Source organism: Nocardioides carbamazepini (assembly GCF_024614185.1).
GTDB lineage: Bacteria > Actinomycetota > Actinomycetes > Propionibacteriales > Nocardioidaceae > Nocardioides > Nocardioides carbamazepini.
Genome location: NZ_JAHTLF010000016.1, coordinates 958718 through 979810 on the forward strand (window position 1 = coordinate 958718; position 21093 = coordinate 979810).

Sequence of the window (21093 nt, forward strand, 5' to 3'; positions counted from 1 at the left end):
GTCTGAGGACATGGGGATCATCATGGGGATGAAACGTCTGCTGTCACTGTCGGGAGCGGTGCTGCTGGTGCTCGGTCTGCAGGTGCAGGCGATGCCGGAGACCCGGGCGGCCGCTCCAGCCGCCGCGGCGGCGGTGGTCGCGGCCAGCCCGACGACCGGTGATGCCTGCGGGCCGCGGGTCCGCCGTCCGAACCTGGTCGGCTTCTACAAGTGCACCTTCGTCGACCAGTTCGACGGCAACGCGCTCAACAGCCAGTACTGGCACGTCATGGACGGCCCGAGCGGCAGCCTGGCCTGCAACCTCGACAACCCGCAGACCGTGTCGGTGGGCTCGGGGATCCTCCGGCTGACCGCGCAACCGTCCGGTGGCGCCGCGCAGTGCCCCCAGCGCGCGGACGGCACCCGGGCGCCGTACGCGACCGGCGCGGTCAACACGTTCTGGAAGTGGAGCCAGCAGTACGGCCGGTTCGAGGCCCGGATGAAGTCCGACGCCGCGCGCGGGCCGGGGGCGCACGAGGCCTTCTGGCTGTGGCCCGACACCCGCTACAGCAGCGACGCGAGCTGGCCCGCCTCCGGCGAGATCGACATCGCCGAGACGTACGCCGCCTACCCGGACCTGGCGATCCCGTTCCTGCACTACTCGTGGAACGACAACGGAGGCCCCCGGCACGGCCTCAACACGGCCTGGAACTGCGCCGCGACCCGCGGGCAGTGGCACACCTACGCCCTGGAGTGGACGGCGTACAAGCTGATCATCAAGGTCGACGGCAGGACCTGCCTGATCAACACGGACGGCGCGGCGAGCTTCCGCAAGCGCTTCATCATGGCCTTCTCACAGCTGGTCAGCGACAGCGGCGTCAACAAGATCACGAGCGCGTCCGTGCTGCCCTCGACGCTCGAGGTCGACTACGTGAAGGTGTGGCAGTGAACACGTCCCGCTGAGCCTCGTTCACCGATCTGGGTGATGTCGGGCGGATGGCCGATCGGCCAACCTGGTCCCGGGACGAACGTCCCGGGACCACCCGTCGTTTGGAGCCATTGAACCCGGCTTCACGGTGGTACCGCGCGGGGGCGCTGATTTCCTAGCGTCGTCCGCGAGACCACTCGACTGGGGGACCGATGGTTATGCTGCGTGCGCGGACGATGACGGTGCTGGTGATGATGTGCCTGGTGGCCTGGGGGCTGGCCGCGCCGGCCGCCGCGGCCGGCGGCCGCAAGGCGCCGGCCCTCGACAAGCCACGTCAGGGTGGGACGAGCCTGGTCTTCACCGGCCAGGCGCGGCCGCGGGCGAGCGTCCGGCTCCAGGTGCGGGCCCGGACGGGCTGGAAGGCCGTCGGCCGGGACCGCGCCTCGCGCCGGGGCACCTTCCGGATCACCCTCGGCACACCGACCCGGCCACGCCACTACCGCGTCGTGTCGGAGGGCCGGACCAGTCGGGCACGAGCGGTGGAGCCGGTCCCCGCGGCGGCGCCCACCGCCGCCGCGAAGCCCAAGCCGACCGATGCCTGCGGGACGGTGCTGGATCGGCCCGGCGGGGGCAGCTACCAGTGCTCGTTCGTCGACCAGTTCGACGGTGCGGCACTCGACGAGCGCTTCTGGCACGTCATGGACGGCACGAGCACCGGCGCCGCCTGCATGGTCGACACCCCGCAGACCGTCGCGGTGAGCGGCGGCTCGCTGCGGCTCACGGCGCGCCCGGCGGCCCGCGCCGACCAGTGCCCGCTGCGCAAGGACGGCACCCGTGCCTCCTATGTGACCGGATCGGTCAACACGTTCTGGAAGTGGAGCCAGCAGTACGGTCGGTTCGAGGCCCGGATGAAGTCGCAGGCGGTGTCCTTCGCCGGCCCGCAGGAGGCCTTCTGGCTGTGGCCCGACACGCGCTACAGCTCGGACACGACCTGGCCCGCGTCCGGTGAGATCGACATCGTCGAGAACTATGCGGCCTACCCGCACCTGGCGATCCCGTTCCTGCACTACACGTGGAACGACAACGGCGGGGCCAAGCACGGGCTCAACACCGCCTGGGACTGCCTGGCTCCCCGTGGACAATGGCACACCTACGCGCTGGAGTGGACCGCCGAGCGGTTGACGATCTCGGTGGACGGCAAGACCTGCCTCACCAACACCGCCGGCGCGACGAGCTTCCGCAAGCGCTTCATCATGAGCTTCTCGCAGCTGCTCAGCGGCAGCGGCGTCAACACGTTCCTCGGCGGCGCCCTGCCGCCGACGACGCTCGAGGTCGACTACGTCAAGGTCTGGAAGTAGCGGGGGCGGCGGTAGCCTCGGGGCGTGCTGCTCGCCTTCGACACCGCCTCGCCGACGGTGACCGTCGCGCTCCACGACGGGACCGGCGTCGTCGCCGCCGCGACCTCGGAGGAGGGGATGAGGCACGGCGAGCAGCTGGCGCCGCTGATCGAGCGGGTCCTGGCCGAGGCCGGTGTCCGCCCGGCCGACCTGACGGCCGTGGCCGTCGGCGTCGGGCCCGGTCCCTTCACCGGACTCCGGGTCGGGCTGGTGACCGCCCGCACCCTGGCCCACGTGCTCGAGGTACCCGTCCACGGGGTGTGCTCGCTCGACGCCCTCGCGCTCCAGGCCGTCGCCGACGGCGCGGTGACCGGCGACTTCGTCGTCGCCACGGACGCCCGGCGCAAGGAGGTCTACCTCGCGTCGTACGACGCCGGGGGGACGCGCCTCGACGAGCCGGTCGTCGACAAGCCGGCCGTGCTCGCCACCAGCGGGCCGGTGGTCGGCGAGGGCGCCCGGCTCTACCCGGAGGCGTTCCCCGACGCGCGCGGCCCCGAGCGGCCGGACGCCGCGTGGCTGGCGCGAGGTGTCGCGGAGGGCCGGGTCGCGGTGCTGCCGCCCGAGCCGCTCTACTTGCGCCGGCCCGACGCGGTCGCCCGACTCCGATGAACCACCCCACATGAGCAGCCGCACCACCGTCCGGCCCGCGACCACGGGCGACGTCGACGCGATCGTCGCCCTCGAGGCCGAGGCCTTCCCGCTCGACCCGTGGTCGGCGAACCTGATCGGGGAGGGCGTCTCCGGCCTGCTGCCCACGATCACCGTCGTCGTCGCCGAGCACGCCGGCGCGTTCGCCGGCTATGCGGTCGTCAGCGTGGTCGACGTGGACGCGGAGCTGCAGCGGATCGCGGTCCCGGAGCCGCTGCGGCGTGCCGGCGTCGCCACGGCAGTCCTGCGCGGCGTCCACGCCGTCGCGGGTGAGGGCGGTGCCGCCCGGCTGCTGCTCGAGGTGCGCGAGGACAACGCCCCCGCGCGCCGGTTCTACGAGCGGCACGGGTTCAGCGAGCTCGGGCGGCGGCCGCGCTACTACCGGGACGGCACCACCGCCCTCGTGCTGGCGACAACCGTCACAATGGTCCCGTGACCCGCGACGAACCCCTGGTGCTCGGCATCGAGACCTCGTGCGACGAGACCGGTGTCGGCATCGTGCGCGGCACCACCCTGCTCGCCGATGCGGTCGCGAGCAGCGTCGAGGAGCACGCGCGCTTCGGCGGCGTCGTACCCGAGGTCGCGAGCCGGGCCCACCTCGAGGCGATGGTCCCCACCATCCAGCGTGCCTGCGACACCGCGGGCGTGGCGCTGGCCGACGTCGACGCCATCGCGGTGACCCACGGCCCCGGCCTTGCCGGCGCCCTGCTGGTCGGCGTCGCCTCCGCCAAGGCGCTCGCGCTCTCGCTCGGCAAGCCGATCTACGGCGTCAACCACCTCGCCGCCCACGTCGCCGTCGACCAGCTCGAGCACGGGCCGCTGCCCGAGCCGTGCCTGGCACTGCTCGTCTCCGGCGGCCACTCCAGCCTGCTCAGGGTCACCGACATCACCGGGCACGCCGGCGGCGTGGCGCCGATGGGCGCGACCATCGACGACGCGGCCGGTGAGGCCTTCGACAAGGTCGCGCGGCTGCTCGGGCTGCCGTTCCCCGGCGGTCCGCACATCGACCGGGTCGCCCGCGAGGGGGACAAGATCGCGATCGACTTCCCGCGCGGCCTCACCGGTCGCCGCGACCTCGAGCGGCACCGGTTCGACTTCTCCTTCTCCGGCCTCAAGACCGCCGTCGCCCGCTGGGTCGAGGCGCGCGAGCGGGCCGGCGAGCCGGTGCCGGTCGCCGACGTCGCCGCCTCCTTCCAGGAGGCGGTCTGCGACGTCCTGGTCCGCAAGGCGCTCGACGCCGCGAGCGCCGAGGGCATCGAGGACCTGATGATCGGCGGCGGGGTGGCCGCCAACTCCCGGCTGCGCGCACTCGCCGAGGAGCGCGCCGGCAAGCTCGGGATCCGGGTCCGCGTCCCACGTCCGGGCCTGTGCACCGACAACGGCGCCATGGTCGCGGCCCTCGGCGCGACCATGGTCGCGCGCGGTCGGGCCCCGTCGCCGCTCGACCTTCCGGCCGATTCCAGCCTCCCGGTGACCGAGGTCCTGGCAGGCTGAGACGATGGACGACGCGCGCGCCGGCGAGGGGTACTTCCCCGAGGGGTCGATGCTGCGCTTCGTGCAGTCGCACCGCGCCGTCGGGCAGACCTACGGCCAGCGGGCCCTGATCATCGGCGCCACGCACCCCGTGCCCTATGTCGGGACCTCGCAGTCCACGCTCGCGAAGGAGCGCCCCTTCGAGCGGCTGGCCCGCACCGCGCTCGCCTTCGAGACCATCTTCTTCGCCCCGCGTGCCGAGGCCGACCGGCTGCTCGCCGCCGTCCACGACCTGCACACCCGGGTCCGCGGCGCGCTGGACCGCGACGAGGGCGAGTTCGCTCGCGGCACGCCCTACGACGCCTTCGACCCCGAGCTGATGCTCTGGACGATGGCCATGCTCGCCGACTCCTCCCGGGTCGCGTTCGAGACGCTGGTGCGTCCGCTGAGCGGCGAGGAGAAGGAGGAGCTGTGGGCCGACTGGGTCCGGTTCGGCGAGCTCTTCGGGATGCCGCGGTCGGTGGCGCCGGCGACGGCCGCGGACTTCGAGCGCTGGATGGCGGACTGGTTCGCGTCCGGTCGGATGCACCTCACGGCCGAGGCCCGCGCGGTCGGCCGCGCGATCGCCCGCGACATGCCGGTGCCGCGCCTCGCCCGGCCGGGGGTCACGGTGACCAACCTGCTCGTGGTCGGGATGCTCCCCCCAGAGGTACGCCGCCTCTACGACCTGGTCTGGACCCCTGCCCACGCACTCGCCTGGCGCGGTGCCACGGCCTTCGCGCGCGGCTCGCGCCACGTCGTACCCGACCGGGTGCGGCGAGGCGACAACGCCGACCTGCACAAGACGGTCATCCGCAGCGAGCGTGCGGTGCTGGCGCGCGGCGGTCGCACCATGGAGCTGCCGGAGTAGGTCGGCTCGCGAAGGCGGCTCACATGGGCTCGACGAGGAGGGCCGTGCCCTCGCCGGCCACCCGGGTCAGCACGATGGTGGCCTCGGCGTCGCCCTGGAGGGACAGCCGCTTGCGCAGTGCCTCGGGGGAGACGTCGACGCCGCGCTTCTTGATGGTCAGGCGGCCGACACCGCGCTCGCGCAACGCCGCCTTGAGCTGCTTCTCCCGGTAGGGGAGCGGCTCGAGGACGCGGTAGCTGCGGGCGAACGGCGTGCGGAACGGCTGGTCCGCGGTGACATAGGCGATCTTCGGGTCGACCAGCCCGCCGCCGACCCCCGCAGCGACGGCGGTCACCAGCCCGGCGCGGATCACGGCGCCGTCGGGCTCGTAGAGGTAGCCCCCGACCTCCCGCACCCCGACCGCCCCGATGCCGGGGTCGTCCTCGTCGGTGATCGTGGCCAGGCCGCCGGCGCCGATCACCGTCGCGCGGCGGGCGACCGTGGCGGTCCGACCGGCCCACAGTGCGGCCTCCTTGACCTCGCCGTCGTCGCTGACCCACTCGGCCTCGACCCCGTCGGGCACCAGCGAATGCGGGATGCCGGGTGCGACCTTCACGCAGGCATCGCGGGCGAGCAGCCCCTCGACCCACGACCACGGCGGGGTCCAGTCCTCGACCCGGAAGCTGCGCCCGGCCCCCGAGCGCCGGGCCGGATCGGCGAAGGCCAGGTCGAAGCCGCTGTGGTCGACCGTCGTGGCGTCGGCGACCTGGACGGCGCCGGGCAGGCCCAGTGCGGCCAGGTTCGCCCGCGCGGCCGCCACCCGGACCGGGTCGAGGTCGACGCCGGCGCACACGATGCCCGCCTCGGCGGTCGCGACCAGGTCGCCGCCGACGCCACAGCCGAGGTCGACCAGGGTCTGTGCCCCGAACGCCGCGGCCCGGCCCGCCCGGTGCCGGGCGACCCGGATCCTGGTCGCCTGCTCGAGCGCGTCGGGGGTGAAGTACATCCGCGGTGCCAGGTCACCGAACTTCGCGACCGCGCGTCCGCGCAGCTCGACCTGGGTGAGCGCCGTCGCCGCCCGCTCCGGTGTCGTCGTACGACGCAGCGCGGAGCCGGCGGCGAGCGGAGCGGCGCCCTCGGCGACCAGGGCCGTGGCCTCGGCGAGCAGTGTCTGCCCCTCGTCGGTCAGCAGCCACTGGAAGTCGTCGAGGTCCACGCCCCGATCTTGTCAGAGCGTGCTCGGCAACTCGTGGTCGTCGCGAGCGTCGCATCCGGTGAGTGCCTCGCAAGCCGCCGGAGCGACGGCATACCGGCGTTGTCTACCGAGCGACGGCGGCGCCGCGAGGCGCCGCCGGGGCGACGCGCAGCAGGCCACGGGTTGCCGAGCACGCTCTATGCCGTGGGGGTGAGCTCCTTCTCCGGCTCCTCGTCGCGCTTCTCGTCGCCGTGGCCCGGCCACCACGCGGCGTGTCCCAGCAGGGAGGTCAGCGCCGGGGTGAAGAACATCGACATCACGAACGACACGATCAAGATGCCGACGGCGAGCGCGAAGCCCATGGACACGATCAGCGTGTTGCCGCCGAGCATCAGCGACGCGAACGTCCCGGCGAGGATCACGCCGGCCGCGGCGATGGTGGGCCCGGCGTGGGTGACGGCCTGGGCCGCGGCGCTGTGCGGGTCGCGGCCCTCCCGTGCCTCCTCACGCAGACGCGCGATCATCAAGATGTTGTAGTCGGTACCGAGTGCCGTGACGAACAGATAGATGTAGATCGGGAGCATGAAGATCAGCCCCGACTCGCCGCCGATGAACTGGAAGGCGATCACCGTCAGGCCCAGGGTCGCCGCGAAGCCGAGCCCCACGGCGGCCATGAGGAACCACGGCGCCACCAGGCTGCGCAGCAGGAGCGCCAGGATCAGCAGGATGACGGCCGCGGCGACCGGGAAGACGACCTTGTAGTCGCGGGCCATCGCCGCCGACATGTCGGCGAAGATGCCCGGCGTGCCTCCGACGTACGCCTCCGTGCCCTCGGGTGCGGCCGCGTGGGCCGCGTCCCGGATCGGACCGTCGACGTTGTCCTGGGCGGCGTCCGAGACGGGGTCGTCGGCCAGGGTCAGGTAGTACTGGTAGGCGGTCCCGTCCGAGGACGGGAGCGGGCCGGTCACCTGGTCGACGCCCTTGGCGTCGCCGAGCGCCGCCTTGAACTCCTCGAGCTGGGCGGGTGTCACGTCGGCGCCCTCGGCGTCGACGAGGACCGGCACCGGCTCGGCGGCGCCCGCGGAGAAGTGCTCCTGGAAGGTCTTCATCGCCTCCGTCGACTCGACGCCCTCCGGCAGGCTGGAGTTGAAGTCGAAGGAGGGGCTGAAACTGAGGGCGAAGATCGCGAGGATCGTCATGGCGCCGCCCGACACCAGGGCGGTCAGACCGGGACGACGACCGACCGTGTTGCCCAGCTTGACGAAGGTGCCGTGCTTCGGCTCCTTCTGCCACGACTTCGACGGCCAGAAGAGCGCCTTGCCGAGCAACGAGACGACCGCGGGCACCAGGGTGAGCGCGGCCAGCAGCGTGACGAACACCGCGATCGCGAGGGCGGGCCCGATCGCCCGGAAGATGCTGAGCGAGCTGAGGATCAGCGCCATGAAGGCCACGATCACGGCGCCACCCGCCGAGGCGATCGCCTCGCCGGCCCGGTCGAGGCTGTAGACGACCGAGTCCTTGACCGCGGCGCCCTGGCGCATCCGCTCACGGTGGCGGAAGAGGAAGAACAGGATGTAGTCGGTGCCGACGCCGTAGAGGACGACGACGAGGATCTGCTGCACCGAGGCGTCGGCCTTGAGGCCGAAGATGTCGTTGGCCCAGGCGATGGCGCCGGTGGCGATCGACGACACGAGACCGACGACCACGATCGGCAGGAGGCAGATCAGCACACTGCGGAAGATGAGGGCGAGCAGGCCGACGATCAGCACGACCGTGGCGATGCCGACGATGAGCAGCGTGTCCTCGCCGGACTCCTGCGAGTCGAGACCCTGCGGCACGGCTCCGGTCGCGCGGACCTCGAGGTCGGAGCCCTCGGTCAGCTCGTCGAGCTCGTCGCGGAGCTTCTCGGCGTCGTCGAACGCCGCCGCGTCGTACCCGGTCGCGCCGTCCGCGAGCGGGATGACCGCGAACATCACCGTGCCGTCCTCGGACAGGTTGGGCTCGCCGACCTCGTTCTGGGCGACGACCACCGGCTGGAAGGTCTTCTTGCCCAGGGTCGGGGCGAGCTCCTGCGCGAGGCCCGCGACGGCGGCCTGGTCGTCGGCGGTCAGCGTGCCGCCGTCCTCGCGTTCGATGACGAGGATGGCGCCGGGGGAGAACGCGTCGGAGAACTTGTCCTCCTGCAGCTGGAGGGCCTGGATCGACTCGTAGTGGTCGGGCAGGAACTCCGAGTTGTCCTGGGTCGACTCGAGGGCGGGTGCCGTGGCGCCCACGATGACGGCGAGGAGCACCCAGGCGCCGATCACATACCAACGGAAACGGGTCACGAACCGGCCGAGCGCAGCGAACATAGCGAGAACGCTGCCGTGTGACGCGGTTTCCGGTCAACCGACTTTGGTAGGGAGACGCCCCTCGGACGTGCCGGGACGGGCGCGTCCGGAACCTGCTCTGGCACTCCCTTGCGGAGAGTGCTAGTTTCGTCATTGGCACTCTCGCTGCGAGTGTGCCAGAGCCGGACACCTGCAGGACGCCCTGCAGGACACACAGACAGTCTTAGAAAGTGGAGGTCGACATCGTGTCGGTCAACATCAAGCCGCTCGAGGACCGGATCGTCGTCAAGCCCCTCGAGGCCGAGCAGACCACCGCCTCTGGTCTGGTCATCCCCGACACGGCCAAGGAGAAGCCCCAGGAGGGCGAGGTCCTGGCCATCGGCCCTGGTCGCATCGACGACAACGGCAACCGCGTCCCGCTCGACGTCGCGGTGGGCGACAAGGTCATCTACAGCAAGTACGGCGGCACCGAGGTCAAGTACTCCGGCGAGGAGTACCTCATCCTCTCGGCCCGCGACGTCCTCGCAGTCCTGGCCTGAACCGAGCTTCACACCGCCCGGGACGTCCGGTGCGCCGTTGATCCGGTGCTCGACGTCCCGGGCGTTCGGCTTTCCACACCCAAGGAGTAAGCAGTGCCCAAGATCCTGGAGTTCGATGAGAACGCCCGGCGCGCGCTCGAGCGCGGCGTCGATGCCCTCGCCAACACCGTCAAGGTGACCCTCGGCCCGAAGGGCCGCTATGTCGTGCTCGACAAGAAGTGGGGCGCGCCGACCATCACCAACGACGGTGTGACCGTCGCCCGTGACGTCGAGCTCGACGACCCGTTCGAGAACCTCGGTGCCCAGCTCACCAAGGAGGTCGCGACCAAGACCAACGACGTCGCCGGTGACGGTACGACGACGGCGACCGTGCTGGCTCAGGCGCTCGTCCACGAGGGCCTCCGCGCCGTCGCGGCGGGCGTCAACCCGATGGGCCTCAAGCGCGGCATGGACGCCGCCGCCGCGGCCGTGGGCGACGCCCTGAAGGCGGCTGCGCGCGACGTCGACGACGAGAAGGACATCGCCTCGGTGGCGACCGTGTCCTCCCGTGACAGCCACATCGGCGACCTGCTCGCCGAGGCCTTCGGCAAGGTCGGCAAGGACGGCGTCATCACCGTCGAGGAGTCCAACACGCCCTCGACGGAGCTCGAGTTCACCGAGGGCATGCAGTTCGACAAGGGCTACATCTCGGCGTACTTCGTCACCGACGCGGAGCGCCAGGAGGCCGTCCTCGACGACCCCTACATCCTCATCAACCAGGGCAAGATCGGCGCGATCGCCGACCTGCTGCCGCTGCTGGAGAAGGTCATCCAGGCCGGCAAGCCGCTCTTCATCCTCGCCGAGGACGTCGAGGGCGAGGCGCTCTCCACGCTGGTGGTCAACAAGATCCGCGGCACCTTCAACGCCGTCGCCGTCAAGGCCCCGGCCTTCGGCGACCGCCGCAAGGCGATGCTGCAGGACATCGCCGTGCTCACCGGCGGCCAGGTCATCTCCCCCGAGGTCGGCCTCAAGCTCGACCAGGTCGGTCTCGACGTGCTGGGCCAGGCCCGCCGCATCGTGATCACCAAGGACAACACCACGATCATCGACGGCGCCGGTGACGCCACCGAGGTCGCGGGTCGCGTCGAGCAGATCAAGAAGGAGATCGAGGCCTCGGACTCCGACTGGGACACCGAGAAGCTCCAGGAGCGGCTCGCCAAGCTCTCCGGCGGCGTCGTGGTGATCAAGGTCGGCGCCCATACCGAGGTGGAGCTGAAGGAGAAGAAGCACCGGATCGAGGACGCCGTCTCCGCGACGCGCGCCGCGATCGAGGAGGGCATCGTGCCCGGCGGCGGCTCCGCGCTGGTCCACGCCGTGTCGGTCCTCGACGACGACCTCGGCCTGACCGGCGACGAGGCGTTCGGCGTCCGGATCGTCCGCAAGGCCGCGGACGAGCCGCTGCGCTGGATCGCCGAGAACGGCGGCGAGAACGGCTACGTGATCACCAACAAGGTCCGCGAGCTCGGCGTCGGCAACGGCTACAACGCCGCGACCGGCGAGTACGGCGACCTCGTGGCCCAGGGCGTCATCGACCCGGTCAAGGTGACCCGTTCGGCCCTGGTCAACGCGGTCTCGGTCGCGGGCATGCTGCTCACCACCGAGGTGCTTGTCGTCGACAAGCCCGAGGAGGAGCAGCCCGAGGCGGCGGCCGGCCACGGCCACGGGCACGGCCACTGACCCGTCACAGATTGAATCCGGATCTGCACCGACCCGTCGCAGATTGAATCCGGACCCGCACCGACCCGGCGCAGATTGAACAGTTCGAGTTCACACTGCGCCGGGTCGGCGTGTTTTTCGGGTTCAATCTGCGACGGGTCGATGTCGGTGGCGGAAACACCGATGATCGCGCGGCGTGACCTTCGTCGGGCATAGTGAGGGCATGCTGTGGCGCGTGCGAGCCGGACTGGCCGACCGCCCCGGAGCGCTGGCCGAGCTGGCCGCGGCCTGCGGGCGGGCCGGGGTCAACATCGTGACGGTCCAGGTCTTCCCCGGGGGGCCCTCGGTGACCGACGAGCTGGTGCTCCAGGTCCCCCAGGACTGGACCCGCGACCAGCTCCTCGAGCTGGTGGCCCGGGCCGGGGGCGCGGCGGTGTCCGCCGCACCGGTCACGACGGCGGCGCTCGAGGACCAGCCGACCCGGTACGTCCGGGCGGTGCGCGAGATCATCGCCCAGCCGGCGACGTTCCCGGACGTGGCGGCGCACCTTTTCGACGCCGAGGTCGCGCCCAGCACCGGGACGGACGACGTGCTGGAGATGGTGGTCGGCGGCGCCGCGACGATCCAGATCCGGCGCGACACCCCGTTCACCCCGACCGAGCGGACGCGGGCCCATGCGCTCGCGGAGCTGGTCGGCGAGGTGCTCGACACCCAGGCGCCGCCGGCCCCCCACCAGCCGGGCACGGGCGACCCCGACTTCGTGACCGCGGGCGTGGTCGTGTCCGCGCTCGCGGGCGGCAAGGTCGCCGGCCGGGCCGAGTACACACCGGTCGACGGCGACGCGCCGTGGCCGGTCGACCTGTGGGTCGATCCGGCCTGGCACCGGCGTGGTGTCGGCACCCGGCTGCTCGCCGAGATCGCCCGCGCGGCACGCTCGGCGGGCGCGGAGGAGATCGTGCTGACGGCACCGTCGGACACCAAGGCGGTCCTCCCGATGGTGCTCGCGGCCGGCATGCGCGGCCGGATCCGGATGGCGGGGGAGTCCCTGACCGTGCGGATCGCGCTGACCGACCTGCGCCGCTGACCGACCCCGCGACGAGAGGTCCGAGGGGTACGACGGTGTGGCGGAAGTGACACCTGCGATGACTTTGTGAACACATTCACAAGCAGTACGGTCGAAGAGTGCTGGCCCCCGACGTCGTCACCGCTCTCGCCCACCTCGCCACCGAGGCCGAACCCGCGGGCCTGCTGCCCGCCCGCCAGCAGATGGCGCTCTCGCTCGGCTGGCACATCGTGCTGGCCTGCTTCGGCGTCGCGTTCCCCGCGATGATCTTCACGATGCACCTGATCGGCATCAGGCGGAAGGACCCGGTGGCGCTCGAGCTCGCGAAGCGCTGGGCGAAGGTCTCCGCGGTGCTGTTCGCGATCGGCGCCGTGTCCGGCACGGTCCTCAGCTTCGAGATGGGCCTGCTCTGGCCAGGGCTGATGGGGACGTACGGCGACGTGCTCGGCCTGCCGTTCGCATTCGAGGGCCTGGCCTTCTTCCTCGAGGCGATCTTCCTCGGGATCTACCTCTACGGCTGGGGCCGGATGCCACCGAAGCGGCACGTGCTGATGGTCCTGCCCATGGCGATCACCGGCGTCGTCGGCGCCTACTGCGTCCTCGCCGTCAACGCCTGGATGAACGCGCCCACGGGCTTCCGCCTCGTCGACGGCGAGGTGACCGACGTCCAGCCGTGGGCGGTGCTGTTCAACCTGCAGACCTTCGTGCAGTTCGCCCACATGTGGGTCGGCGCCTACATGCTGGCCGGCTTCACCATCGCCGGCGTGTACGCCGTCGGCATGCTGCGCGGCCGCCGCGACGCCCACCACCGGCTGGGGTTCCTGGTCCCGTTCGTCTTCGCGTCGATCGCCGCGGTGACCCAGCCGTTCGTCGGGCACGTGCTCGGCTTCGGCCTCGACGAGCGCCAGCCCGCCAAGCTGGCCGCCTTCGAGCTGGCCGAGACCACCGAGAGTCCCTCGCCGCTGCGGCTCGGCGGCGTGCTGGTCGACGGCGAGGTGAAGTGGTCGATCGACATCCCCCGGCTGGGCTCGCTGATCGCGATGAACTCGCCCGACAAGCCGGTGCCCGGCCTCGACACCATCCCCGAGGCGGACCACCCGCCGGTCAACCTGACCCACCTCGCCTTCCAGACGATGGTCGGCATCGGCACCCTGCTCGCTGCCGCCGTCGTGTGGTTCTGGTTCCAGCGCCGGCGAGGGCGCGACCTGCTGGAGAGACGGTGGTTCCTCCGCTTCGCCGCCGCGGCCGGTCCGCTCGCGGTGATCGCGCTCGAGGCCGGCTGGATCGCCACGGAGGTCGGCCGCCAGCCCTGGATCGTGTACGGCGTGATGCGTACGCCGGAGGCGGTGGGTGACTACACCGCGAGCCTGTGGTGGCTGCTCGGCATCAGCGTCGTGATCTACACGGCGATGACCGTCGGCGCGGTCGTCGTGCTCCGCTCCATGGCCCGCCGCTGGCGTGCCGGCGAGGCGGACCTCCCGAGTCCCTACGCCCCGGAGCACGCCTCGGAGGCCAACCGATGAGCCTCGAGCTGGCCGTCGCGGCCGCGCTCTTCGTCGGTGTCATCGCGTACGCCGTGCTCGGCGGGGCCGACTTCGGCTCGGGCTTCTTCGACCTGACCGCCGGCAGCAGCCGGCGCGGCGCCGAGCTCCGGACCCTGGTGGATCACAGCATCGGCCCGGTCTGGGAGGCCAACCACGTCTGGCTGATCTATGTGCTGGTCATCTGGTGGACCGGCTTCCCGGAGTCCTTCGCCGCCGCCATGTCGACCCTGGTGCTGCCGCTGTTGCTGGCGCTGCTCGGGATCGTGCTGCGCGGAGCCAGCTTCGCCTTCCGCAAGTACGCCGCCACGCTGGCCCAGGCCCGCCTGTTCGGCATCGTGTTCGCCACCTCGTCGATCATCACGCCGTTCTTCCTCGGCACCGTCGCCGGCGGCATCGCGTCCGGTCGGGTGCCGCTCGACGGCGCCGGTGACCGCTGGTCGTCCTGGCTCAATCCGACCTCGTTGTTCGGTGGCGTGATCGCGGTCGGCACCTGTGCCTTCCTCGCGGGCGTGTTCCTGGTCGCCGACGCCCGCCGCAGTGGACAGGAGCGGCTCGCCGAGGAGCTCCGCGTCCGGGCGCTCGTCGTGGGCGCCGTGACCGGCGTGCTCGTGTTCGCCGCGCTGGTGCCGATCGACCGCGACGCCCCCACGCTGGCGGCCGGGCTCGAGGGTCGCGCCGCACCGCTCGTCGCCCTCGCCGGTCTCGCCGGCGCGGTGACCATGGTGCTGCTGTGGCGGCGCAGGTACGCCGTGGCACGGGCCGGCGCGATCCTGGCGGTGGCCGCGGTCGTCTCCGGATGGGGCGTGGGCCAGTACCCGTGGCTGCTGGTCGACGAGGTCACGATCACCGACGCGGCCGGTGCCACCGCGACCCTGCAGGGGCTCCTGGTCGCCGTCGGCCTCGCGGTCGTGGTCGTCGTGCCGCCGCTGGCCTACCTCTTCCGGCTCACCCAGTCCGAGGAGTGGTCGCGCCCCGAGCACTGACGTCAGCCACCGTTGGGCACCGCCGGATGGTTGCCCAGGCGCCAACCCCCGAGCGGCAGCTCGAGTGCCGAGGCGGGGCCCCAGGTCCCGGGGGCGTAGGGCTCCACCGGCGGGCGGCGGTCGAGCACCGGCTGGAAGATCTCCCAGAGCCGGTCGACCTCCTCGGAGCTGATGAACAGCGTCTGGTCGCCGCGCATGACGTCGAGGAGGAGCCGCTCGTAGGCCTCGAGCGGGTCGGCGCCGGGGACATCGCCCACCAGGTCGAGCCGGAAGACCCCCTCGACGAGGGCCATGTCGGGACCGGGCCGCTTCGCGCGCACGTCGATCGCGATCCGCGGCTGGTCGGCCAGCTCGATGATGAGCTCGTTGGGATCGGGGTGACCGCCGCCCTCGGGCTTGAGCCAGCGGTGCCGGGGATCGCGGAAGCGCACCGTGATGGTGCGGTTGCCCTCGGCGAGCGCCTTGCCGGTGCGCAGGTAGAACGGGACGTCGCGCCACCGGTCGTTGTCGATCCAGACCTCGGCGGCGACGAAGGTCTCCACCTGCGAGTCGGGAGCGACGTCGGGCTCCTCGCGGTAGCCGTCGTACTGCCCGAACACGACCCGCTCGGGGTCGATCGGCCGGACCGCGGAGAAGGTCGCCGCCTTGGCGGCGCGGATCGCGGAGGCGCGGAACGCGTGCGGGTCCTCCAGGGCGACGAAGCCCAGCAGCTGGGCGAGGTGGGTGGTCACCATGTCCCGTAGGCAGCCGGTGCCCTCGTAGAAGCTGCCGCGGCCCTCGACCGTCAGCTTCTCGGGCACGTCGATCTGCACCGACTCGATGGTGTGGCGATTCCACGCCGGCTCGAAGAGGCCGTTGGCGAAGCGCAGCGCGAGGATGTTCTGCACCGCCTCCTTGCCGAGGAAGTGGTCGATCCGGAACACCTGCTCGCCGGCGAACGCCGACGACAGCACCGCCTGGAGCTCGCGGGCGGTGGCGAGGTCGGTGCCGAACGGCTTCTCGGTCACCAGCCGCGAGCGCGCCACGAGGTCCTCGCGGTCGAGCATCCCGACCATGCCTGGGACCGCGCCGGGCGGCACCGACAGGTAGAGCAGGCGGCGTACGTCGCCCAGCAGGCAGCCGCAGGTGGCGAGGATCCGGTCCTCGGCCTCCTCGACCGCCCGCGCCAGCGCGTTGCCTTCGTCGGCCGAGGACGCCACGAACCGGGTCCGCTCCACCAGGGGGCCGGCCACGGACTCGTCGACGTCGCCGACGAACTCGGCGAGCGCGTCACGCACGTGACGGCGGAAGTCGTCGTCGGTGCCGGGGGAGTGGCGACCGCTGCCGATCACCTCCACGTGCTCCGGCAGGCGACCGGCGGCGGCCAGCCGGTAGAGGCCGGGGAAGAGCTTGCGGGCGGCCAGGTCGCCGGTCGCACCGAAGATCACCAGCACGTGCGGGGGCAGGGCGTTCCCGGGTTCCGAGGTCATCTGCCCAGCCTCCCGGACCCGTCAAGGACCGGTCTTGCCGACAAGGTGTCGACAAACGGTCCGGCTTTGTCTAAGGTAAGGCTTGCCTATTCTGGAGCACTCTCGGGCCCTGCTCCCTCTCCGCCGTCCCCGAAAGGACCCTCCGGTGACCTCGTCGTCCACCGGGTGGCGCGTTCGCGCGCGCCCACCCCTCCTGGTGCTGACCCTGCTCTCCCTGCTGTTCCCGGCCCTGCTCCTCACCGCACCCCCGACGCGGGCCGCCGACGGCGAGGACTCGACCGTCGCCGTCACCGACGGCACCGTGGTGTGGGGCGTGCGCGCCTCCTTCCGCAACTACATCGGCACCGAGAACATCACCCTCTCCGACGGGCTGACCCGCAACGCGGACGGTGAGTTCGTCTTCGACATCGAGGACGGCGACTACGACACCGACACCAAGAGGCTTCACCTCGACCTTGCCGGCGCCGTGCGGTTCTACGGCCACGACGGCGCGCTCGACATGACCATCGCCGACCTCGAGGTCGTCATCGACGGCGAGCAGCCCGCCATCTTCGCCCAGGTCACCTCCCGCGGCCACGACGGCGAGCTGGTCGACTACGGCCGGGTCCCCGTCGTCGATCTCCTGATCGAGGGGAACCCGCCCCAGGTCTCCGACGGACGGACGCTCTGGAGCGGCCTGCCCACGGCGCTCGCCGAGGCCGCCGCCGCAGCCTTCGCCGGCTTCTATCAGCCCGGCAGCGCCATGGACCCGGTCACGATCGACTACGCCGGCCCCGGCGGCGCGCCGGCCTTCACCGGCGAGACCGTCGTCTCCTCGGGTGCCCCGCAGTACGAGCCCGCAGGCGAGATCGACGGCCTGAGCAGCGTGTCCAATGTGGTCGCCGACGCCGAGCGCGGCGTCGTCCACGTCCAGCACGTGCCCGCCGGTGCCACGAGCGCGGTGCTGCAGGCCTACGACTACGCCACCCTGGCGCCGCTGGCCGGCGCCCCGATCGGTGCGGCCAACCAGGGCTACCCGGGCATGTTCCTCGACCCGGGCACAGGCGACGTCCTGATGCCGCAGGGCGCCGACCTGGTCGCCTACCGCCGCGACCCCCAGGGCGGCTACGTCAGCCGGGTCGTCTCGCCGGGTGTGGGCACCGTGCACGAGGTCACCTTCGACGCGCCGCGCGACCGGTTCGTGGTGATCGGCGGCGGCGGGCTGTCCGTGCTGACCCGCAGCACGACCGAGGCCTCCGGGTTCACGATCACCACCTACACCGGCGTGTCCTTCGCGGCGCGGGAGTCCGTCGTCGTCGTCAGCGCCAACCTGGTGATCACCACCGTGGCGCACGTCCAGACGGGCGCACGAGCGATCCGGCTGGTCGCCGGCACCCTCACCCTGACCGCGACACCGGTCGGCGGTGTCACCGACGAGAAGGCCGTGCAGCCGGGCCAGTTCGACCAGCCCACGATGGCCTTCCGCGACAGCATGGGCATCTGGCTGTCGGCGTACACCGGAAGCAAGCTCCGGGTGGCCTCCTCCGGTGGCGTCTACCAGGGCACCGGTCCGTGGGTGCAGGCCGGCGTCGGCTCCTTCCTCGCCGACCGGCGCGAGCACCTCACCGACTCGGTGGCGATGTTCGACTACTCCGGGCGCCGGGTCAGGGTGTGGAAGGGCGACGGCTGGACCGACATCAGCGTGCCCGGCCTCGGCTCGGCCTCCTACTTCAACAACCTCGGCGGCGACATCGGCACCGACCAGAGCGTCTTCGTCGGCAGCACCACCGACGACGACCGGGTGCTGAAGTTCCGGCTGACGGGCCTGGCGCCGACGGCGACCTTCTCGCCGGCCGACCAGACCGTCGGCCTCGGTGACGGGGTCACCGGGAAGGACGTCACCCTCACCGCCGGGTTCGAGGACGCCGACAGTGTGCGCTGGCAGACCCGCGTCGGCGGCACCGGCCGGTTCGCCGACGTCCCCGGTGCGACCGGGACCAGCCTGACCTGGCCCGCGACCAGCGACGACAACGGCCGCCAGTTCCGGGTCCTGGCGACCAACGAGCACGCGACGTCCACCTCGGCGACGGCGTCGTTGAACGTCGAGTTCTTCCCGCGGGTCGTCGCCCAGCCCGACGACGTCACCGCCAACCCCGGCGACGACGCCCTCTTCAAGGTGATGCCGGCCGGCAACCCCTACCCGAGCGTCACCTGGCAGCGCCGTGTCGGCGGCTTCTGGCAGGGCATCGATCCCGAGGACGAGAACTTCGTCGTCGACGGTGGCTTCCTCACGGTCCGCGACACCAACCCCGACCAGAGCGGCGTGCGGCTCCGGGCCCGGCTGGCCAACAGCCTCGGCGTGGTCCACACCCGCGCCGTGGCGCTGACCGTCGCCGAGCCGTCCACCGTCCGGCGCGAGGTCCGCGGCGGCACGCTCACCTGGGGCGTCAAGAAGTCCTTCCGCGACTACCTCGCCGGGCCGATCGCCCACGGCAGCGTCACCGTCTCCGACGGTGTGACCCAGAACGCGGACGGCACCTTCGCCTTCCCCGTCACCGGCGGCTGGACCGACCCGGGCACGGGCACGGCCGAGGTGCGGCTCGGGGGCACGGTGCGCTTCACCGGCCACGACGGCCCGCCGACCTGCGCTGCCGAGCACTCGCCCTGTCTCGCGCTCACCATCAGCAACCCGGTGCTGCGGATCACCGGCGGGACCGCAGTCCTGGTCGCCGACGTCGAGTCCAAGGACGAGACGACCCACGCGATCGTGGCCCACCCGGGCGTCGCGCTCGCCGACGTCGACGCCACCGGCTGGACCGCGGCCGGGGACCGGATCCTCGCCACCGCGCTGCCGGCGAGCCTCACCGAGCCGGGGGCCGCCGCCTTCGCCGGCTTCTACGAAGCGGGTGCTGCGCTCGACCCGATCACCCTCGACGGTGTGCTCGGTGCGGAGATCACGGACCCGGTCGTCACTCCGCCGCCCGTTGCCGGCAAGGCAGCGGTGGAGCTGGACTGGCGCTTCAAGAAGGCGAAGGTCCGCACGGGCAAGCGAGCCGTGATCCGGCTCGACGCCCGCCTCGTCGGCGCCACCGGCGCGTACCCGACCGGCCAGGTCGTCGTACGGGAGGGCGGGAAGGTGCGCGCCACCGCCCGGCTGACCCTCGATCGCCAGGGCCGGTTGAAGATCCGGCTGCCGCACCTGGCGAAGGGACGCCACTTCCTGCGTCTCGAGCTGCCCGGCAACGCCGCGCAGGAGCCGACGCAGACGGCGTTCAAGAAGCTGGTCGTCCGCTAGGTGGCACACCGGGGTCACGCCCGGCCCGGACCGGGCCGGGCGTGACCCCGATCACGGCCTAGACTGATCGGGTGGAGGTCCCGGACAAGTTCGCCGCACTCGGTCTCACCTACGACGACGTCCTGTTGCTGCCGGGTCATTCCGACCTGGCGCCGGACGACATCGACACCACCTCGCGGCTGACCCGCGAGATCTCGCTGAGGTCGCCGCTCATCAGCGCCGCGATGGACACCGTGACCGAGTCGCGGATGGCGATCGCGATGGCGCGCCAGGGCGGCATCGGCATCCTGCACCGCAACCTCTCCGCCGAGGAGCAGGCCTACCAGGTCGACCTCGTGAAGCGGACCCAGACCGGGATCATCTCCAACCCGGTCACCATCGGCCCCGACGCGACGCTCGAGGAGCTCGACCGGATCTGCGGCGAGTACCGCGTCTCCGGCCTCCCCGTCGTCGACGCCGACAACCGCCTCCTCGGCATCTGCACCAACCGCGACCTGCGGTTCACCCCCGTCGCGGAGTGGGCCACCACCAAGGTCGACGAGGTGATGACCCCGATGCCGCTGTTCACCGGCGACGTCGGCATCAGCCGTGACGATGCGACGACCCTGCTGCGCAGGCACAAGCGCGAGCGGTTGCCGCTGGTCGACGCCGAGGGCCGCCTCGGCGGGCTGATCACCGTCAAGGACTTCGTGAAGTCCGAGCAGTTCCCGCTGGCCTCCAAGGACGGAGACGGCCGGCTCATGGTCGGCGCTGCGATCGGCTACTTCGGCGACGCCTGGGAGCGGGCCACCGGCCTGATCGAGGCCGGCGTCGACGTCCTCGTCGCCGACACCGCCCACGGCCACGTGACCCTCCTGCTCGACATGGTCCGCCGGCTCAAGTCGGACCCGGCCACCCGGCACGTCCAGGTCATCGGCGGCAACGTCGCCACCCGCGAGGGTGCGCAGGCGTTCGTCGACGCCGGGGCGGACGCCGTGAAGGTCGGCTTCGGCCCCGGGTCCATCTGCACCACCCGCGTCGTCACCGGCTGCGGCGTCCCGCAGGTCACCGCGGTCTACGAGGCGGCGCTCGCGGCCGGCCCCGCCGGCGTACCCGTGATCGCCGACGGCGGCCTCCAGCAGTCCGGCGACATCGCCAAGGCCATCGTCGCCGGCGCCGAGTCCGTGATGATCGGCTCGATGCTCGCGGGCTGCGAGGAGTCGCCCGGCGAGGTCGTCTTCCACCAGGGCAAGCAGTACAAGGCCTACCGCGGCATGGGCTCGCTCGGCGCGATGTCCTCGCGCGGCAAGAAGTCCTACTCCAAGGACCGCTACTTCCAGGCCGAGGTCTCCAGCGACGACAAGATCGTCCCCGAGGGCATCGAGGGCCGGGTCGCCTACAAGGGCCCGCTCGCGGGCGTCGCGCACCAGCTGCTCGGCGGCCTCTCGCAGTCGATGTTCTACGTCGGCGCCCGGTCCATCCCCGAGATGCGGGAGAAGGGCCGGTTCATCCGGATCACCTCCGCCTCGCTCAAGGAGAGCCACCCGCACGACATCGAGATGACCGTCGAGGCGCCCAACTACCATCGGTCTTGATGGACCGAGCGTGTCGCCTATCGAAGGCGGCGCGCAGACCCTTCGGGCCCACGCTTGTCTCCGATGCGCGGTCGGTGCCCGTGGAGGACGCGCTCGCGCGCTGACGAAACCCG

At 71.9% G+C, this 21093-nt stretch carries 16 protein-coding genes; 13 read left to right on the forward strand and 3 right to left on the reverse strand.

The window, feature by feature from the left end:
• Positions 1 to 28: 28 nt before the first annotated feature.
• The 6 genes from KVF89_RS17185 (at position 29) to KVF89_RS17210 (ending at position 5335) form a co-directional block, all read left to right on the forward strand.
• Positions 29 to 928, forward strand: coding sequence for a glycoside hydrolase family 16 protein (locus KVF89_RS17185; RefSeq protein WP_257427305.1), 900 nt, complete (start codon positions 29 to 31; stop codon positions 926 to 928).
• A gap of 215 nt (positions 929 to 1143) precedes the next feature.
• The gene (locus KVF89_RS17190; protein ID WP_257427306.1) at positions 1144 to 2265 is read left to right on the forward strand and encodes a glycoside hydrolase family 16 protein; all 1122 of its coding nucleotides are present in this window, start codon (positions 1144 to 1146) and stop codon (positions 2263 to 2265) included.
• 24 nt (positions 2266 to 2289) lie between these two features.
• A complete protein-coding gene (gene tsaB / locus KVF89_RS17195; RefSeq protein WP_257427307.1) occupies positions 2290 to 2913 on the forward strand; it encodes a tRNA (adenosine(37)-N6)-threonylcarbamoyltransferase complex dimerization subunit type 1 TsaB in 624 nt (207 codons plus the stop codon).
• Between the two features lie 10 nt (positions 2914 to 2923).
• Positions 2924 to 3388 carry a ribosomal protein S18-alanine N-acetyltransferase gene (rimI, locus tag KVF89_RS17200; RefSeq protein ID WP_257427308.1) on the forward strand — a complete coding sequence of 155 codons (465 nt, stop codon included), beginning with the start codon at positions 2924 to 2926 and terminating at the stop codon, positions 3386 to 3388.
• Positions 3385 to 4446: a tRNA (adenosine(37)-N6)-threonylcarbamoyltransferase complex transferase subunit TsaD gene (gene tsaD / locus KVF89_RS17205; RefSeq protein WP_257427309.1), complete on the forward strand. Its 1062-nt coding sequence runs from the start codon at positions 3385 to 3387 to the stop codon at positions 4444 to 4446. The genes rimI and tsaD overlap by 4 nt, the downstream gene beginning before the upstream one ends.
• A gap of 4 nt (positions 4447 to 4450) precedes the next feature.
• Positions 4451 to 5335, forward strand: a complete 885-nt coding sequence (locus KVF89_RS17210) for an oxygenase MpaB family protein (protein ID WP_257427310.1) — start codon at positions 4451 to 4453, stop codon at positions 5333 to 5335.
• Positions 5336 to 5354: 19 nt separating this feature from the next.
• On the opposite strand, the gene KVF89_RS17215 is transcribed toward KVF89_RS17210, so the two are convergent.
• A complete protein-coding gene (locus tag KVF89_RS17215) occupies positions 5355 to 6530 on the reverse strand; it encodes a THUMP-like domain-containing protein (protein WP_257427311.1) in 1176 nt (391 codons plus the stop codon).
• Between the two features lie 176 nt (positions 6531 to 6706).
• A complete protein-coding gene (locus KVF89_RS17220; protein WP_257427312.1) occupies positions 6707 to 8860 on the reverse strand; it encodes an MMPL family transporter in 2154 nt (717 codons plus the stop codon).
• 224 nt (positions 8861 to 9084) lie between these two features.
• Between KVF89_RS17220 and groES the strand changes: the two genes are divergently transcribed.
• The 5 genes from groES to KVF89_RS17245 all read left to right on the forward strand — a co-directional run bounded on the left by groES (position 9085) and on the right by KVF89_RS17245 (position 14663).
• A complete protein-coding gene (gene groES / locus KVF89_RS17225; protein WP_257427625.1) occupies positions 9085 to 9378 on the forward strand; it encodes a co-chaperone GroES in 294 nt (97 codons plus the stop codon).
• Between the two features lie 93 nt (positions 9379 to 9471).
• Positions 9472 to 11094: a chaperonin GroEL gene (groL, locus tag KVF89_RS17230; RefSeq protein WP_257427313.1), complete on the forward strand. Its 1623-nt coding sequence runs from the start codon at positions 9472 to 9474 to the stop codon at positions 11092 to 11094.
• A gap of 202 nt (positions 11095 to 11296) precedes the next feature.
• Positions 11297 to 12157: a GNAT family N-acetyltransferase gene (locus KVF89_RS17235; RefSeq protein WP_257427314.1), complete on the forward strand. Its 861-nt coding sequence runs from the start codon at positions 11297 to 11299 to the stop codon at positions 12155 to 12157.
• A 98-nt stretch (positions 12158 to 12255) separates the two neighbouring features.
• Positions 12256 to 13659, forward strand: coding sequence for a cytochrome ubiquinol oxidase subunit I (locus tag KVF89_RS17240; RefSeq protein WP_257427315.1), 1404 nt, complete (start codon positions 12256 to 12258; stop codon positions 13657 to 13659).
• Positions 13656 to 14663 carry a cytochrome d ubiquinol oxidase subunit II gene (locus KVF89_RS17245; RefSeq protein ID WP_257427316.1) on the forward strand — a complete coding sequence of 336 codons (1008 nt, stop codon included), beginning with the start codon at positions 13656 to 13658 and terminating at the stop codon, positions 14661 to 14663. The genes KVF89_RS17240 and KVF89_RS17245 overlap by 4 nt, the downstream gene beginning before the upstream one ends.
• A gap of 2 nt (positions 14664 to 14665) precedes the next feature.
• On the opposite strand, the gene zwf is transcribed toward KVF89_RS17245, so the two are convergent.
• Positions 14666 to 16132 carry a glucose-6-phosphate dehydrogenase gene (zwf, locus tag KVF89_RS17250; protein ID WP_257427317.1) on the reverse strand — a complete coding sequence of 489 codons (1467 nt, stop codon included), beginning with the start codon at positions 16130 to 16132 and terminating at the stop codon, positions 14666 to 14668.
• Positions 16133 to 16277: 145 nt separating this feature from the next.
• Here zwf and KVF89_RS17255 point away from each other — a divergent pair, with 145 nt between their 5' ends.
• Entirely contained in the window at positions 16278 to 19406 is a 3129-nt protein-coding gene (locus KVF89_RS17255; RefSeq protein WP_257427318.1) for an HtaA domain-containing protein, read from the forward strand.
• Between the two features lie 71 nt (positions 19407 to 19477).
• Positions 19478 to 20980, forward strand: a complete 1503-nt coding sequence (gene guaB, locus KVF89_RS17260; protein WP_257427319.1) for an IMP dehydrogenase — start codon at positions 19478 to 19480, stop codon at positions 20978 to 20980.
• Positions 20981 to 21093 lie beyond the last annotated feature (113 nt).

What these genes read in the sequence shown, in the direction of transcription:
- rimI (WP_257427308.1), top strand. Translation starts at nt 2,924, where the DNA reads ATGAGCAGCCGCACCACCGTCCGGCCCGCGACCACGGGCGACGTCGAC.
- KVF89_RS17185 (WP_257427305.1), top strand. Translation starts at nt 29, where the DNA reads ATGAAACGTCTGCTGTCACTGTCGGGAGCGGTGCTGCTGGTGCTCGGT.
- KVF89_RS17190 (WP_257427306.1), top strand. Translation starts at nt 1,144, where the DNA reads ATGACGGTGCTGGTGATGATGTGCCTGGTGGCCTGGGGGCTGGCCGCG.
- KVF89_RS17235 (WP_257427314.1), top strand. Translation starts at nt 11,297, where the DNA reads ATGCTGTGGCGCGTGCGAGCCGGACTGGCCGACCGCCCCGGAGCGCTG.
- KVF89_RS17210 (WP_257427310.1), top strand. Translation starts at nt 4,451, where the DNA reads ATGGACGACGCGCGCGCCGGCGAGGGGTACTTCCCCGAGGGGTCGATG.
- KVF89_RS17245 (WP_257427316.1), top strand. Translation starts at nt 13,656, where the DNA reads ATGAGCCTCGAGCTGGCCGTCGCGGCCGCGCTCTTCGTCGGTGTCATC.
- zwf (WP_257427317.1), bottom strand. Translation starts at nt 16,132, where the DNA reads ATGACCTCGGAACCCGGGAACGCCCTGCCCCCGCACGTGCTGGTGATC.
- KVF89_RS17220 (WP_257427312.1), bottom strand. Translation starts at nt 8,860, where the DNA reads ATGTTCGCTGCGCTCGGCCGGTTCGTGACCCGTTTCCGTTGGTATGTG.